At 45.9% G+C, this 13966-nt stretch carries 13 protein-coding genes; 7 read left to right on the top strand and 6 right to left on the bottom strand.

Features of this window, described 5'->3' with window-relative positions; translation table 11 throughout:
- The 6 genes from ftsY to ACVBIU_RS08505 form a co-directional block, all read left to right on the top strand.
- Positions 1–1494 (top strand): signal recognition particle-docking protein FtsY (ftsY, locus tag ACVBIU_RS08530; RefSeq protein ID WP_447163521.1); only part of this gene is annotated, 1494 nt, incomplete at its 5' end.
- A gap of 71 nt (positions 1495–1565) precedes the next feature.
- The gene (ftsE, locus tag ACVBIU_RS08525) at positions 1566–2258 is read left to right on the top strand and encodes a cell division ATP-binding protein FtsE (RefSeq protein ID WP_447158957.1); all 693 of its coding nucleotides are present in this window, start codon (positions 1566–1568) and stop codon (positions 2256–2258) included.
- 9 nt (positions 2259–2267) lie between these two features.
- Positions 2268–3233, top strand: a complete 966-nt coding sequence (gene ftsX / locus ACVBIU_RS08520) for a permease-like cell division protein FtsX (RefSeq protein ID WP_447163520.1) — start codon at positions 2268–2270, stop codon at positions 3231–3233.
- A 337-nt stretch (positions 3234–3570) separates the two neighbouring features.
- On the top strand, positions 3571–4428 hold the full coding sequence (gene rpoH, locus ACVBIU_RS08515; RefSeq protein ID WP_447158955.1) for an RNA polymerase sigma factor RpoH: 858 nt from the start codon (positions 3571–3573) through the stop codon (positions 4426–4428).
- 64 nt (positions 4429–4492) lie between these two features.
- Positions 4493–4636 (top strand): hypothetical protein, encoded by a 144-nt coding sequence (locus ACVBIU_RS08510; RefSeq protein WP_447163519.1) that lies wholly within the window; start codon positions 4493–4495, stop codon positions 4634–4636.
- A 704-nt stretch (positions 4637–5340) separates the two neighbouring features.
- Positions 5341–5892 carry a hypothetical protein gene (locus tag ACVBIU_RS08505; RefSeq protein ID WP_447163518.1) on the top strand — a complete coding sequence of 184 codons (552 nt, stop codon included), beginning with the start codon at positions 5341–5343 and terminating at the stop codon, positions 5890–5892.
- Between the two features lie 300 nt (positions 5893–6192).
- On the opposite strand, the gene menE is transcribed toward ACVBIU_RS08505, so the two are convergent.
- The 4 genes from menE to menD all read right to left on the bottom strand — a co-directional run bounded on the left by menE (position 6193) and on the right by menD (position 11326).
- Positions 6193–7632, bottom strand: coding sequence for an o-succinylbenzoate--CoA ligase (gene menE, locus ACVBIU_RS08500; protein WP_447163517.1), 1440 nt, complete (start codon positions 7630–7632; stop codon positions 6193–6195).
- A gap of 69 nt (positions 7633–7701) precedes the next feature.
- A complete protein-coding gene (gene menC / locus ACVBIU_RS08495) occupies positions 7702–8787 on the bottom strand; it encodes an o-succinylbenzoate synthase (protein ID WP_447163516.1) in 1086 nt (361 codons plus the stop codon).
- A gap of 14 nt (positions 8788–8801) precedes the next feature.
- On the bottom strand, positions 8802–9617 hold the full coding sequence (gene menH / locus ACVBIU_RS08490; RefSeq protein WP_447163515.1) for a 2-succinyl-6-hydroxy-2,4-cyclohexadiene-1-carboxylate synthase: 816 nt from the start codon (positions 9615–9617) through the stop codon (positions 8802–8804).
- Entirely contained in the window at positions 9617–11326 is a 1710-nt protein-coding gene (menD, locus tag ACVBIU_RS08485; protein ID WP_447158949.1) for a 2-succinyl-5-enolpyruvyl-6-hydroxy-3-cyclohexene-1-carboxylic-acid synthase, read from the bottom strand. Before menD ends, menH begins: the two co-directional genes overlap by 1 nt.
- Before the next feature lie 238 nt (positions 11327–11564).
- Here menD and ACVBIU_RS08480 point away from each other — a divergent pair, with 238 nt between their 5' ends.
- Positions 11565–12542, top strand: coding sequence for a LysR family transcriptional regulator (locus ACVBIU_RS08480; RefSeq protein ID WP_447158948.1), 978 nt, complete (start codon positions 11565–11567; stop codon positions 12540–12542).
- Between the two features lie 171 nt (positions 12543–12713).
- Here ACVBIU_RS08480 and ACVBIU_RS08475 read toward each other — a convergent pair whose 3' ends face one another.
- A complete protein-coding gene (locus ACVBIU_RS08475; protein ID WP_447158947.1) occupies positions 12714–13175 on the bottom strand; it encodes a tellurite resistance TerB family protein in 462 nt (153 codons plus the stop codon).
- A gap of 111 nt (positions 13176–13286) precedes the next feature.
- Positions 13287–13805: a DUF2780 domain-containing protein gene (locus tag ACVBIU_RS08470; RefSeq protein ID WP_447158946.1), complete on the bottom strand. Its 519-nt coding sequence runs from the start codon at positions 13803–13805 to the stop codon at positions 13287–13289.
- Positions 13806–13966: the final 161 nt, after the last annotated feature.

Here is a 13966-nt window from a genome sequence, read left to right as displayed (position 1 = left end):
GCTGAGACTGCACGTATTGCGGCTGAAAATGCCGCCGTGGCAGAAGCTGAAGTTCAAAGAGTTGCTGCAGAGCAAGTGGCTCAAGCTGAGACTGCACGTATTGCGGCTGAAAATGCCGCCGTGGCAGAAGCTGAAGTTCAAAGAGTTGCTGCAGAGCAAGTCGCACAAGCTGAAGCTGCACGCATTGAAGCTGCACGCATTGAAGCTGAACGCATTGAAGCTGAGCGCATTGAAGCTGAACGTATTGAAGCTGCACGCATTGAAGCTGAACATATTGAAGCTGCACGTATTGAAGCTGAGCGCATTGAAGCTGCACGCATTGAAGCTGAACGCATTGAAGCTGAACGCATTGAAGCTACACGCATTGAAGCTGCACGCATTGAAGCTGCACGCATTGAAGCTGCACGTATTGAAGCTGAACGTATTGAAGCTGAACGTATTGAAGCTGCACGTATTGAAGCTGCACGTATTGAAGCTGAAACTGCTGCAGAGCAAGCGGCACAGCTAGAAGCGGCAGAAGAGCAGCAGCCAGAACCGCAAGCTAAACCAGTAAAAGAAGGCTTATTTGCCCGCCTTAAGCGTGGCTTAAAACGAACCAGTGAAAGCATTGGTAGCGGCTTTATTGGTTTGTTTAGCGGGAAGAAGATCGATGACGATCTTTTTGAAGAGCTAGAAGAGCAGTTATTGATTGCCGATGTGGGTGTTGAAACGACGACACGCTTGATTAAGAACTTAACTGAGCAAGCGAGTCGCAAGCAGCTAAAAGATGGCGAAGCGCTGTATGAGTTACTGCGCGAAGAGATGCAAAAGACGCTAGATCCGGTTTCTGTACCATTAGTGCCAGAAAACGCCGATGGCCCATTTGTGATCTTAATGGTCGGTGTTAATGGTGTGGGTAAAACCACCACCATTGGTAAGCTTGCTAAGCAATATCAAGCGCAAGGCAAGTCGGTCATGTTAGCGGCAGGTGACACTTTCCGCGCAGCAGCGGTTGAGCAGCTACAGGTTTGGGGTCAACGCAACAATATTCCGGTTATCGCTCAGCACACAGGTGCAGACAGTGCATCGGTATTGTTTGATGCATTACAAGCGGCTCGCGCTCGTAATGTCGACGTATTGATAGCCGATACTGCAGGCCGTTTGCAGAATAAAGCACACTTGATGGACGAGCTTAAGAAAGTCGTTCGAGTGATGAAGAAGCAAGATGAAACGGCGCCACACGAGGTGATGTTAACCTTAGATGCAAGCACGGGTCAGAACGCGATTAGTCAGGCGCAGTTATTCCAAGAGGCGGTTGGCGTAACGGGTATTACTATCAGTAAGCTAGACGGCACCGCAAAGGGTGGCGTTATTTTTGCGATCGCTGACAAGTTTGGTATTCCAATTCGTCATATCGGTGTGGGTGAGCAGATCGACGATCTACGTACCTTCGATGCGAAAGACTTTATTGAAGCTTTGTTTAGTCAAACAAAAGACGACAAAGACGTTAAATAGCGTTAGCTTATAGAAGATAATTTAAGCTGCATACTCGATGTGGTAATACCAACTAATAAGAAATCTAATTAATGATTCGATTTGAGCAGGTAAGTAAAGTTTACCCCGGAGGGCAAAAAGCCCTATCGGATGTGAGTTTCCATCTAAAGCGTGGTGAGATGGCCTTTTTAACGGGTCACTCAGGCGCTGGTAAGAGTACGCTGCTCAAGCTGATCACCGTTATCGAAAGAGCTAACGGTGGTCGCGTTTCGATTAATGGCCACGATATCGCTAAAGTCACCCGCTCGCAGGTGCCTTATCTGCGCCGCGATATCGGTATGATTTTTCAAAACCATCATTTATTAATGAATAAAAGCGTGTTCGATAACGTGGCTTTACCTTTGATCATTGAAGGTTTTTCGATTGGTGAAATTCGTAAGCGAGTAGCCGGAGCGCTGGATATGGTCGGCTTATATGGTAAAGAGCGACATAATCCTATTATGTTGTCAGGCGGTGAGCAGCAGCGTGTGGGCATTGCCCGCGCGATTGTAAACAAACCGCCACTATTATTAGCCGATGAGCCAACGGGTAACTTAGATCCTAAATTATCGATGGATATCCTGCGTCTATTTGAAACCTTCAACGATGCAGGCACCACAGTACTTATCGCCACCCATGATCTTGGTTTAATTGCGCGAATGAAATACCGTACCTTAACGCTTAAGCAAGGGCGAGTATTAGGTGCCGAAGAGCTAAATACTCAAGATAACTTTGGCACTAACTGAGGATAAATGATGAGCCAGCAACCTCAGATAAACCGCAGCAAGCTCCCAATTTCCGGCAGAATCGTGATGTTTTTTATCCGTCATATTCAACATGCTATGGCCAGCCTTGGCGAACTATGGCGTAATCCGGTATCGTCCATCATGACGATGGCAGTACTGGGGGTGAGTTTAAGCTTGCCCGCGGCACTACAGGTATTAGTGAAAAACGCAGAGACCATTACCGAGTCCTGGAATAGCGCTGCTGAAATATCGCTATTTATTGATGAAGGTCGCAGCGAAACCGTGATTCAAAGTTTAATTACCCGCCTGAAGGTTTATCCAGAGGTGAGTAACGTCAGCTATATAGATCGTGATCAGGCGTTAGAAGAGTTTCAGCGTTTATCAGGCTTTGGTGAGGCGCTGTCGTATTTAGACTCAAACCCGCTTCCGGCCGTTGTAATGGTAACGCCTAGTCTTAAGTATTCAAGCCCAGCTGGTGCGAGAGAGCTACTGCGTAAGCTTGAGCAAGAGCCCGAAGTGAGCTTTGGCCGATTAGATATCGAGTGGCTAGAACGCCTGCAAGCGGTCGTTAAATTATTAGAGCGCACTGTACTAGCCATCGCAGCACTTCTAGTATTAGCCGTGGTATTGGTCATTGGTAATACGATTCGCTTAGCGATTATGAACCGCCGTACTGAAATTGAAGTGATGAAACTGGTTGGTGCAACCGAAGCCTTTATTCAGCGACCTTTCCTTTATACCGGGATCTGGTATGGCGTAATAGGTGGTGTGTTAGCGTGGATTATCATTAACTTATTGGTTTGGTATCTGGACTCAGCGCTAGCGGAATTGTTGGGTTTATATGGCAGTACGTTGCACATGGAATCTCTCACCTTTGCTGAACTTGGGCAATTAGTCTTACTCGCTTCGTTTTTGGGGTGGTTAGGTTCCTATCTTTCTGTGCGTCAGCATCTCAGAGCAATAGAACCGTCATAATAAAAGACTATTCTAACTGACAACTAGCCAACAAAAGCTCAGGCTAAATGATGAACTTTTTTTCATTTGCGTTAACGATAGCTAGGTGTAATATTTTGTTGGCGAATTTAAGTATGGCATTTAGCTTGGGTACTAGACTGGTATGATAAGCGGTTTTTGTGAGTCAGTATGCTCACTCTATACCTACTATATAAGTGATACATAAGCGTACATATTAGATAACGCCGATGGTTGACATATTTTGTCAATTAGTCGATAGTTCACAGTCCGTTTCAGTAATGAGCGGCTCGAAAGTAGATTTTAGCAAGACCTTTGTAAGCAAGTCGCAGGAGCGTAAATGACAGAACAAACGCAATCAATGGCACTGATGATTCCCCAGAGTAGTGGAAGCCTCGAGTCTTATGTTCATTCAGCACACAACATCCCGATGTTGGAAGCTGATAAAGAATATGAGCTAGCGAAGCGTCTGCAAGAAACGGGTGATTTGCAGGCTGCGAAGCAGTTAATTATGTCGCACTTACGTTTTGTAGTACACGTTGCAAAAGGTTACTCAGGCTACGGTTTACCACAGGCTGATTTGATTCAAGAAGGCAATATCGGCCTGATGAAAGCGGTTAAGCGTTTCGACCCAGATGTGGGCGTACGCTTGGTATCGTTTGCCGTGCATTGGATTAAAGCTGAAATTCATGAGTATGTGCTTAAAAACTGGCGCATCGTAAAAGTGGCCACCACTAAAGCACAACGCAAGTTGTTCTTTAATCTTCGTAAAGCTAAAAAGCGTTTAGGTTGGTTTAGTGATAGCGAAGTGGGCATGGTGGCTGAAAATCTAGGTGTATCAAAAGCCGACGTGACCGAAATGGAATCACGCATGGCAGCGCAAGATCCTGCATTTGATCTGGCTAGCGATAACGATGACGAACAAGATTATGCTCCTATGCATTACCTTGAAGATCATTCATCAGATTTAGCGTCTCAAGTTGAAACAGACAACTGGGAGCAGAATAATCAAGCGCGTTTGCTATCGGCCATCAAGACACTTGATGAGCGTAGCCAACATATTCTTCAAGCGCGTTGGTTAGATGAAAACAAGACCACATTGCAAGATTTAGCATCGACTTACCAAGTGTCTGCTGAACGTATCAGGCAGTTGGAAAAGAATGCAATGAACAAGCTTAAAGGCTGTATGGAAGTTTAATTCCATTATTAGTTTTAGAGACTTTATTAATAATTGAAACCTGCTTACCCAAGCAGGTTTTTTTATGTCTGGAACATTTATGCCAAAAGCCCATGGATGGGTAGCTTTTGGCTTTATGTCTGGAACATTTATGCCAAAAGCCCATGGATGGGCAGCTTTTGGCTTTATGTCTGGGGCTTTTATGCCTAGAGTTTACCTAGGGATGTAGGTAGTTCTTATCAATCAAACTTCGTTTGATAAAGGTCGTGAGCTTCCAGCTCACACACGGCCAAGAAGGGGTCAACAGCAACCCCCTCTTGGATCTCCCCGCCGCCCCCGACGAAGTTGTTGATCCTCATACTTATGGATAAATAACTAACGCTTCCGATGGGGCATCCTGCCCCGCGAAAGCTATGCCGACGTCCATGTCGGCATCACGTGATTTATTCCAACGTACTTCGGCAACTTCGATGGGGAATTGGTGTTTTCTGTAAGTTCAGTGACAAGCGTTAGCTTTACAGTTCGTATGATAAACACTGAAACCTACAGGTTATGCTTTTCTAACCCGGTGTAGATACGGTTGAGGCCGTCGAAAACAAGGATGTTTTCGTTGAGTGGTCAGGGCCTGTTTTGTTTTTAAGAGCAAAAGCGTGCCTCAGCAGTGTCTGCGCATACGCCTGCCGCAGGCATTTAGCTGCATTCGATAGTGAAAGTGAAAGTGAGTAATGAGTTAGTTAGTCGTCTCGGTTAGCTGCTAAGGAGCTTTCTGTGAGGATGTGAGAGCAATTCAGGTACCAGTGCAAACTTTTCCTACTATGAATGCTCGTTTCCACAATTGTAATTTGCTAGAGTTATTATTAATCAATGGGTTCATGTATATGAATCTTTAATGAATATAAGCGTATACGCATTCTGAATATATGAGGTTTTAAAATGAGCAGGCCCACAGGAATAAGTCGTAGAATTGAGCAGTGCATAAAGCACCTTCAGGAAAATGATTATGAGGGAGCATTGGTTAATCTATTTCCTGTAATTGATAAAACGGCAAAGAAACGTCGACCGAAAGCCGGCGTAGGTCTTAGAATTAAGAGTTTTTTAAAGGATGAAGAGGTTTTAGTCACAGCTGTCGGAACCGGTAATGTTTTTAAAGGCTGTAATTTTGACGGCATGTCGTTTGAGGATGCTCTTTACAAATTTGGACGAACCTCTATAGCTCATGAGGGGGAACTAGATCCACGATTAGCATTCAATCAAAACGGCGGAATGGTAATTGGTAAGGATAATTGGAATCTGCCATCAGGGTATATAGTGGGTATGACGCTTGCCGTAATAACTTCCCCAGAGAATATAGGTGAACGTACAACTGAAGGCTTAGGGATCACGATCTTCGAGAGGCAATTTAATCTTAATGATATCTGGGGGCAACCCGAAGATGTTAAAAAGCATATTTGCTATAAATTTCGTAACTCAAGTCTATTTGATTAAAAGCGAACAGATGATTTACGTAGTGAATTAAAGTGGTAGCGCTTTGTTAGTAGCCGAATGTGTGGGGGAAACGCTTGCCCTATATGAACCAGACGAAACTACATCTACTAGATGCGAGCCTCATACTCGAATATGAGGCTCCTAAGGTCTAAGGTGATTGCGCCTTTATAGGCGAGTGTAGATGCTGCTAAGGCCTTAGAAATATGGCCAATTCTATTCTATACATGATTTGGGATTCCCTCGGCCCTTGGAGACAATATGGCTGGAGTTTTCGCTAAAAGTTGACTGAAATTCAACTCACTATTTCGCGAGATTAACCGCTTCAACAACCTGTTTGCGTACAACCTTAATCCCGGCACAGCTGACTTCTGGCCAAGGGTAATAACGCCTTGGTCGCTTGAAGCGGGCAATTTTGTCGGCGAGGAACTTAGTTAGCTCGGCTTCCGAGGGCAACTGCTCTTGGTCATGACTGGTGCCACTCACTAGTTTAAGAATAGCCGATGGTAGATAGCCAAACTTGGCATCGTCCTCAGGAAACACGATGGCGTCAACGATTAACGGATGTAGCTTGAGTGCCGCTTCTATCTCTTCGGGTTGGATATTCTCGCCGCCGCTGATAAACATGTTGTCGGCGCGGCCGTCGATGCAGAGGTTGCCGTTATCATCAAAGTGGCCTAAATCTTTGGTGTAGAACCAGCCGTCCTTATCTAGCGGTAGATTAAAGCCATCAGCGGTTAAATATCCAAGGAATAAGCACTCGCCTTTTACCCATATTTCACCATCAACAACCTTTAACTCTCGCCCCGATAAGACGTTACCACTAGAGCCGTCGCTGCGGGCGATACCGGTGCTGATCTGCGATCCCATTTCTGTCATGCCGTAGCTGGTGTAGGCCTTGATATTGCGCTTAGCCAGTTCGGCTAACAGGTTGGCTGAAATGGCGCCGCCGCCGAGCAGCATGGCTTTGACCTGGCTTAAGTTGTCGCTACCGCTACCAAGAAGCTGTTGTAGCTGCGCGCTGACTAAAGACAGGTGGGTGATAGCGTCGCGACTGAGTTGTTCAGCCAGAGTTAGGTGCTTGTCTTCAAATACCACGCAGGCACCTGCGAGGGCGCAGCGGTTTAAAATCGCGAGGCCGCCGATATGAAATAGCGGCAGCGACAGCAACCAATTATCCCCTGCAGCTAACGTAATTAGTTCACTTGAACCTGCCGCGCTGGCGATATGGTTGGCTAGGCTATGGGCGGCGGCTTTGGGCGTACCGCTGCTGCCAGAGGTGAGTATTGCGTTAACGGCAACGAGAGGTTCAAGAGCTGGTGCCAGCTGCTGGCTTTGGAGTGTAAAATCTACAGTCACTGACTCAAACTGGTTTTGATTGCTTAAGGCCAGAACCAGTGACGAGTCCACCGGATTATCAACTGCAAGCCAGTAGTGACGATAACTGTGAGTTTGCATCAGATCCACGACTTGCTTAGCAGCAAAGCGTGGCGATATGGGACAAAAGAGGATGCCGCTGTCGACACAGGCCCAATAGAGTAGTAGCAGCTGAGGCCAATTATGAGCGATACAGGCGAGGCGGTCGCCTTTTTGCAGCCCCTGGGCTGATAACTGCTCTGCAACTGAGTTAACCTGCTGGCTTAGCCCCTTATAGCTCACCGCTTTACCTGCAAATTTGTAGGCTGCGTTAGCGCCGTGACGCTGCGCGATGTTGTGGATGGGTGAGCGTGTCTTAGCTTGCATGCAGTTATCCGTTATTTGGCCTATGTGGATCTTGTTGAGCTGCTATAGATAGAGGTCTGAGGTAGTCGCTTACTTAAGTGCGACGAGTAGCGTCAAATCATCAAGGCTTAAACAGTCTGCTTTGCCTGAATGAGCGAGCAAGTCCTGGCTAAAGGCGCCAAGCGTGTCGATCCCTGGGATCTCATTTGGCGTCATGATCCGTGCCAAATGGCTTAAGGCGTCGATACCTAAACTGGCTTCTAAACTAGAACTTAACATACAGCGAACGCCATGTTCTTCAGCTGTATCAATCAGTCGTTGTAACGTCTCGAGACTGCCAAGCAGCATTGGCTTGAGGATTAGCGCACGTAGCCCTGGTTGCATTTCAAATTGATAGTCTGGGCTATTGAGTGTTTCATCCAGTGCCCATGGCAGCTCAATGGCTTGATAAAACGCGTGGTTATCCTCAGGGTTTTGACAGGGCTCTTCAATATACTCAATGCTGTTAAGTGGTATGCAGGCGGCAAATTCTATGGCTTGCTCCAGGCTAAAGCCTCGATTAGCGTCTAAACGCAATTTTAGATCGGGTCGAATCGCTAAGATCTGATGAATAAGCTTGATCTCATCTTCTAATGAGTCTTGAGCCACTTTAACTTTTACGGCAAAAATAGTTTTAGGCAAAGAGCGGACTTTGTCTGCGACGGCGTTAAGCGGTTCATCGGCATGACGATAAATAAGCGGCACGGTACGTGGCGTTATTAGGTGGCTGTCTAACTTGCCGTGCAGTTTACCGTGCAGCAGGCTAAGGCCATAAGCGAGTGCGGGATATTGATTAGCAATCGCGCTTTGTTCGGCAATGTCTAACAGCTTATCGGCTGGCTGCTGGTGCAGCAATGGCAATATTTCAATGAGTTGCTGGCTAACCGCTGCTAATGTCTCACGGCTAAAGCCTGTAATCATTTGCCCTTGGCTGTCGGAGCCGCTAAGCGGTGAGATCTCAACCGACTCTTGCCTATCGCCATCGGCTGTCATAATTGTTCCAGTGAGTACTAAGCCTTGGCGCTGCTCAATGCGCTGCTTGCCTACTGGCAGTGGCTTAGTTAGGTCGATAGCAAACTGATGCAGACTCAATTGAGTAAGAGTTAATGGGGCTGCTTGCTGTTGAGTTGCTGTCATTGAGTGCTCACTCTTTAGTTAGAAGTCGAGTTAGAAGTCGAGGTAAAAACGTGTTTTAGTAGTTTACCAAAGAGGATGGGCGCTGCTAAGTGCACATTGTGGCCGCTGGCTTCAATAGCATGTAACTCTAGCACTTGCTGTTGTTGCCAGCATTTGGCCAGCGCCATAAATTTACTGTCTTGATGGCCTGCTATAAAGTGTGTAACGACGCTCAATCGACTGGGTGTATCCCAAAGGTCGCCTTGCTCGGCGAGCGAGGTCGCTTGATAGCAATTGGCTAGCAGTTGTGGCTTATTGGTCGCCCTCTTGTCGATTAAGTGGACGCGTTCAACGTCGGTTAAATCACTAAATACAGCTTGCTGATACCATAGGCCTAAAAAGCGTTTAATGGGCAGGTTTGCCAGTTTTAATGCCCATGCTGAATCACTCTCTTTACGAGCAAGTTTATCACTTTCTTGTTTTAAACCGGGATGACAAGACTCCAAAACCAAGCTCAGTAATTGCTGAGGGTACAGGTTTGCGATATGCAATGCGATACGCCCGCCAAGAGAGTAGCCCACTAAATGGTATTGGCTAATGCTAAGCGTCGATAAGGTCGTTTGAATAAGCTCTGCGCAGCGGTTAAACCCCGGCGTGGGCAAGAGGAATGGGTTTGCCTGACAAGCCTCAAGGTTATTATCACCATGGCCGGGCAGGTCGAGAGCAATACAAAAAAAGTCATCTTGTAACTGCGCTACAACCTCATTCCAGTCTTCTTTGCTGCCTAAAAAGCCGTGCAGGAATACCACGGCTGGCGAGCCTATTTGACCTGCGCAGCGATAGCTCAGCATTAGCTTTGCTTTACCCAATTGGCTAGTTGCGCTATCTGCTCGCTGGCTTGGTTCTGGGCCACTGTGACTTCTATGACAGAGGGGCCAGAGTAGGTCATAGCGTACTCGTAGGACTCTATAAAGTCGGTTAACGAGTCGACTTGATTGTAGGCTAGGCCGAACATGGCAGCGCCGAAACCAAATTCAAGTCCGTGAGATAAACGATAGTAGTCGCTTCTGAGCTGCTCATTGGGCACAGGCAATAAATTAAAGATATTACCGCCATCGTTGTTGAGAATGACGATCACCAACGGGCTGGTGACACTGCGGGCTATTGCCAGCGAATTAAGATCATGTAGCGCAGAGATATCGCCAATGATGAGTGTCGTTGGTTTGGCCTCGGCAATAGCGACACCGCAAGCGGTAGCTAATAAGCCATCAATGCCTGATGCGCCGCGGTTAGTGAAAACCGTTGCGCTGCCGGTGGTGATAGGTGCGAACATGTCATACAGGCGCACGGGAAGACTGTTACCGATAAACAGTTGCTGCTCATTGGTTTGCATCTTGGCAATCGCTCGAATGGTTTGCGCTTCACCAAACTCGGCATGATCAATCTGCTGCTGATACAGGGTTTCTAACTCATCGTTAAATTGAACTAAGTTTAGTGCCCAATTTGCTTGTGACGATCTTGGCCAGGCGAGCGCGGCAAATTGATGGGCTGGGGCAATCCAAACCTGCTTAGATTTATTACTGGGGTCAAGCCGTTGTTGCTGCGGCAGTACTTGCCAATAATCTTTCCAGTCTTGGTCATTGAGATAGCTAATGAGGCGTTTGGACAGAATACGACCGCCAAACACAATGACTTTTTCAGCCTGAGCTAACAGTGCCTTTGATTTTGGCTGGTGCAGCAGTTGATCGATATTACCGATTGCGCCGCCATGCTGTCTCAGTTGCGACTGTGCATCGGTGACAATGGGCCAGCCCAGTTTTTGTGCAAGTGCGATGAGCTGCTCAGGTTGTTGCTCGGGTGCGAGTGTCGCGGCAACAATGACTCCTTTACCATGAACAAAACGGGCAAGAGCATCAGATGTCGGCATCTGGCTTGTATTCATTGGAGCGAACCGACTGTAAGGCGTGGTTTGTTGCTGCCACTGGGTCACTGGCGCTAGATAGCGAGAAAAATCGACACTAGGTTCATTTGGATATAGAGGTTCACGATACATACAGTTGATATGCACGGGTTGTGATTGGTTACACACCGCTTCATCTAACATGCTCAGTAGCGCTTGTGGCGCGATATTCATGTCGGGTGTTGGCAAATTTAGCTGTTTAGCATATTGCGCGAAAATAGCGGGCTGAATAATGGCCTGGTTAGCACCGCAGTCGATAAGCTCTGGCGGTCTATCGCCAGATAACACGATTAAAGGCACATGGGTGAGCCAAGCTTCTATCACAGCAGGGTAAAGGTTAGCGACTGCAGTCCCTGACGTGGTAATAATCGCAACAGGCGCTTGGCTTGCTTTAGCTAAGCCCAGCGCCATGAAGCCTAGGCCTCTTTCATCAAAGTGAATATGTTGGCTGAGCTTCGACTGTTTTGCCGCCGCTAGAGTTAATGGGGTGGAACGGGAACCTGGCGCCATACAGACGTGTTTTACACCAAGGCGGGCCAGTTCTTCTAAGATTAACGTTCCCCAAAGCAGGTTCAGTTCAGCTGTGTGTTCAGTTTGCATAGGTATTTACCATCTCATTGATAGCCTTAGTTTAACTTGCTTTAGGCTAAAGGAGTATGATCACTCTAGAGTTTTCTTTAGCGAGCATTTTGTCAGGCATTAATAGAGAGAGTCAGTCTTTATATTTTTATACCTACAATTAGGTATAGATGTGATTGGGGTAGCAAAATCGTATACTTTTCAGTGTTATAGTATTGTATACAATAATTAATAAAATGTTTTTTTAGGCAAGGATTTGATGCGTAAGGAACTTTCGAAGTTAGACTATTTTACTCTCAAGGTGTTTGTTGGCTTAGTTGAGTTTAAAAATGGTTCGGTTGTTGCCCAGAAACTTAGTACGACACAACCAAAGGTGAGCCGCGCTTTAAGTAATATGCGAGAGGTGGTCCGTGATGAATTGTTTGTTAGGCGCCAATATGGTGTTGAGCCTAATGTAATGGCGGATAGAATATATCCTATCGCCAAATCTATTGTTCAGGCCTATGAACAGATGGCTGATGCGACTGCTCAACGCCCTGCTAAAAATCAATTAGTGATCGCAGCTCAAGAGCATTTATCTGGATTCTTGGTCGAATCGATTACTGAAGTTTGTCAGCGCCAAGGGCTAGATATGTCGGTGAGCATTCAACCTTGGAGCGATAATGTGCAAGAGTTATTGGCTCAGGGAAAAGTCGATTTCGCAATTACGGTAAACGCTAAAGCGTCTGATGTAGTACAGAACGTCAAGGTTGGAGACGTTAAGTATTACTTTCTGGCTGCAAAGAAGGGGCACTCATTATTTGAGAAAGAGTTGACGCTGAAGCATCTACTCGAAAATAAGCTGGTTTTTATTAACTACTCTAAAGTGGGCTTAGTTGATCATTGGTTTGAAAGTTATACAAAAGAACATGACTTAGACCTTAAAGTGAGTTTTAAAACGACGAGTTTAGCGATGGCGCTCAATCATCTTACTAAGTGTGATGATGTGTGTTGGACAGCCTCCATCTTCTCTCATCTGTACTTTAATAACCGGAATGATATCGATTATATCGATGCAACGGATTTTTATAATCAGGTGCTGTTTCCTAGCCGTGACCGTGAAAGTTATACCTACTATTTGCAGTATCACCATTCCCATGAAAATGATTTTTCTAAGGCGTTATCGACGCTGTTAACTGAAAAGCTCACGCTTGCTCAAGAATTATATGACCAGCAAAAGCTAGCTCAGGCTGCGTAATGATAAGAGGATGGAAACCAAGTTAACTCACTCAAGTATAGGTATTTTAACTTGATGTTGTTGGCGGAGGGTAACTCATTTAGACGGTTCACCGCTGGTTAACAGGTACATAATCATCTAATAAGATTAATGCGGTTTTAGAATGAACCTTCATTCTAAAACCTGCTAAGTCTAAGAGGGCTTTCCGAGTTGTTCCATGGCGATATTTCGCATCTGGATCAGTTCGCTATGGCGCAGATATAGAAGCTCAGCAGTGCGGCGAATAATTTGGTCTTCATAGCGACATAAATGACCATCAGCATAGGCAAGCTGCCACATTGCTAAGATCAGCTGCTGTTTTTGTTCTACATCGAAATTGTCATTAATCGCTTGAGTAAACTCATACAAAGAGGTGGATTTCTCTTGTGATTTTTTTGCATCACTAATCAAGGTTTCTACATCGTTAATGCTGAGATTTAAAGTGGTGGTTAACAGCTCTGGCAGGAGTTTATTTTCTTGCTCAGACACACTCTCATCAGCCATCACCACTTCTAAAAGTAGGCTTGCAGCTGCTAGATTTAAATGTTCGGCGAGCTCTTCATCAGATAGTTTGACGTGTGGGTTAGCAAAGAAATGTTTGAGTTTTGCAAGCATATTAACTCCTAAAGCTGAAGAGGGAATGTGATTATAATGATATTTAGAGCACTATTTTCATCGAGAGTTCCCTCTCAGTTATACGCCGATAACTGAGAAGGAGAAAGGCGTTTATAAGATAGAGTTAAGGCCTTTCATCAGTAGATCTGCTGTGCCAGCGCTACCGTTGGTGTCTAAGTATCCTTTTACAATATCGACCATAGGCGCTGCTAACTCTTTTGAAATCCCTAGCTTTTCAAAGGCGTCATACACCATGGCACCCCCTTGAAGAGACTCACCTAAGCCACCGGCTTTTGATAATAAACCAGACATGCCTGAGTCACTGTTTAGCTCAGGAGCTGCACTTAACAGCCCATCGACCCCTGGGATCGAATCAGCTATTGAGCTAAAGTCATTGCTACCTAAAGAGCTTTTCGCCAGTGAAAGCAAGCTACCTAATCCACCCTCAGCTTGGGTCTGACTCAGACCCAGTTGTGACATCACGCTACCGACTAAGTCACTTGACTCGGCTTGCTCGCTCGGTGCTTTAGCGGTTTCAGTTGCTTGGCCTAATTGGTCCAAAATTCCAGCACTGGCTGGAGTGCTCAGTAGGGCGGTAATGGCAAGCAAACTTGCAGTTGTTAATTTCATTTGGGCTGTCCTTAGTTGTTTATATTCTGTCTATTCTAGCGGTTTTAACAATTTGTTTGCATTTTTTTGTTTGTCGACACCAACGAATACGAATCACATATTCAGTTTGAGTGGTGTAATTAGTGATTTCAATTGTGCATTAATTTATAAACTTGGGTATC

The organism is Shewanella sp. 30m-14 (assembly GCF_052977125.1).
Note: the sequence above shows the minus strand (reverse complement) of the source record. Positions and strands in the feature narration are given on the sequence as shown.

What these genes read in the sequence shown, in the direction of transcription:
- ACVBIU_RS08475 (WP_447158947.1), bottom strand. Translation starts at nt 13,175, where the DNA reads ATGCTTGCAAAACTCAAACATTTCTTTGCTAACCCACACGTCAAACTA.
- ACVBIU_RS08510 (WP_447163519.1), top strand. Translation starts at nt 4,493, where the DNA reads ATGTCTGGAACATTTATGCCAAAAGCCCATGGATGGGTAGCTTTTGGC.
- menD (WP_447158949.1), bottom strand. Translation starts at nt 11,326, where the DNA reads ATGCAAACTGAACACACAGCTGAACTGAACCTGCTTTGGGGAACGTTA.
- rpoH (WP_447158955.1), top strand. Translation starts at nt 3,571, where the DNA reads ATGACAGAACAAACGCAATCAATGGCACTGATGATTCCCCAGAGTAGT.
- ACVBIU_RS08480 (WP_447158948.1), top strand. Translation starts at nt 11,565, where the DNA reads ATGCGTAAGGAACTTTCGAAGTTAGACTATTTTACTCTCAAGGTGTTT.
- menE (WP_447163517.1), bottom strand. Translation starts at nt 7,632, where the DNA reads ATGCAAGCTAAGACACGCTCACCCATCCACAACATCGCGCAGCGTCAC.
- ftsX (WP_447163520.1), top strand. Translation starts at nt 2,268, where the DNA reads ATGAGCCAGCAACCTCAGATAAACCGCAGCAAGCTCCCAATTTCCGGC.
- menC (WP_447163516.1), bottom strand. Translation starts at nt 8,787, where the DNA reads ATGACAGCAACTCAACAGCAAGCAGCCCCATTAACTCTTACTCAATTG.
- ACVBIU_RS08505 (WP_447163518.1), top strand. Translation starts at nt 5,341, where the DNA reads ATGAGCAGGCCCACAGGAATAAGTCGTAGAATTGAGCAGTGCATAAAG.
- ftsE (WP_447158957.1), top strand. Translation starts at nt 1,566, where the DNA reads ATGATTCGATTTGAGCAGGTAAGTAAAGTTTACCCCGGAGGGCAAAAA.
- ACVBIU_RS08470 (WP_447158946.1), bottom strand. Translation starts at nt 13,805, where the DNA reads ATGAAATTAACAACTGCAAGTTTGCTTGCCATTACCGCCCTACTGAGC.
- menH (WP_447163515.1), bottom strand. Translation starts at nt 9,617, where the DNA reads ATGCTGAGCTATCGCTGCGCAGGTCAAATAGGCTCGCCAGCCGTGGTA.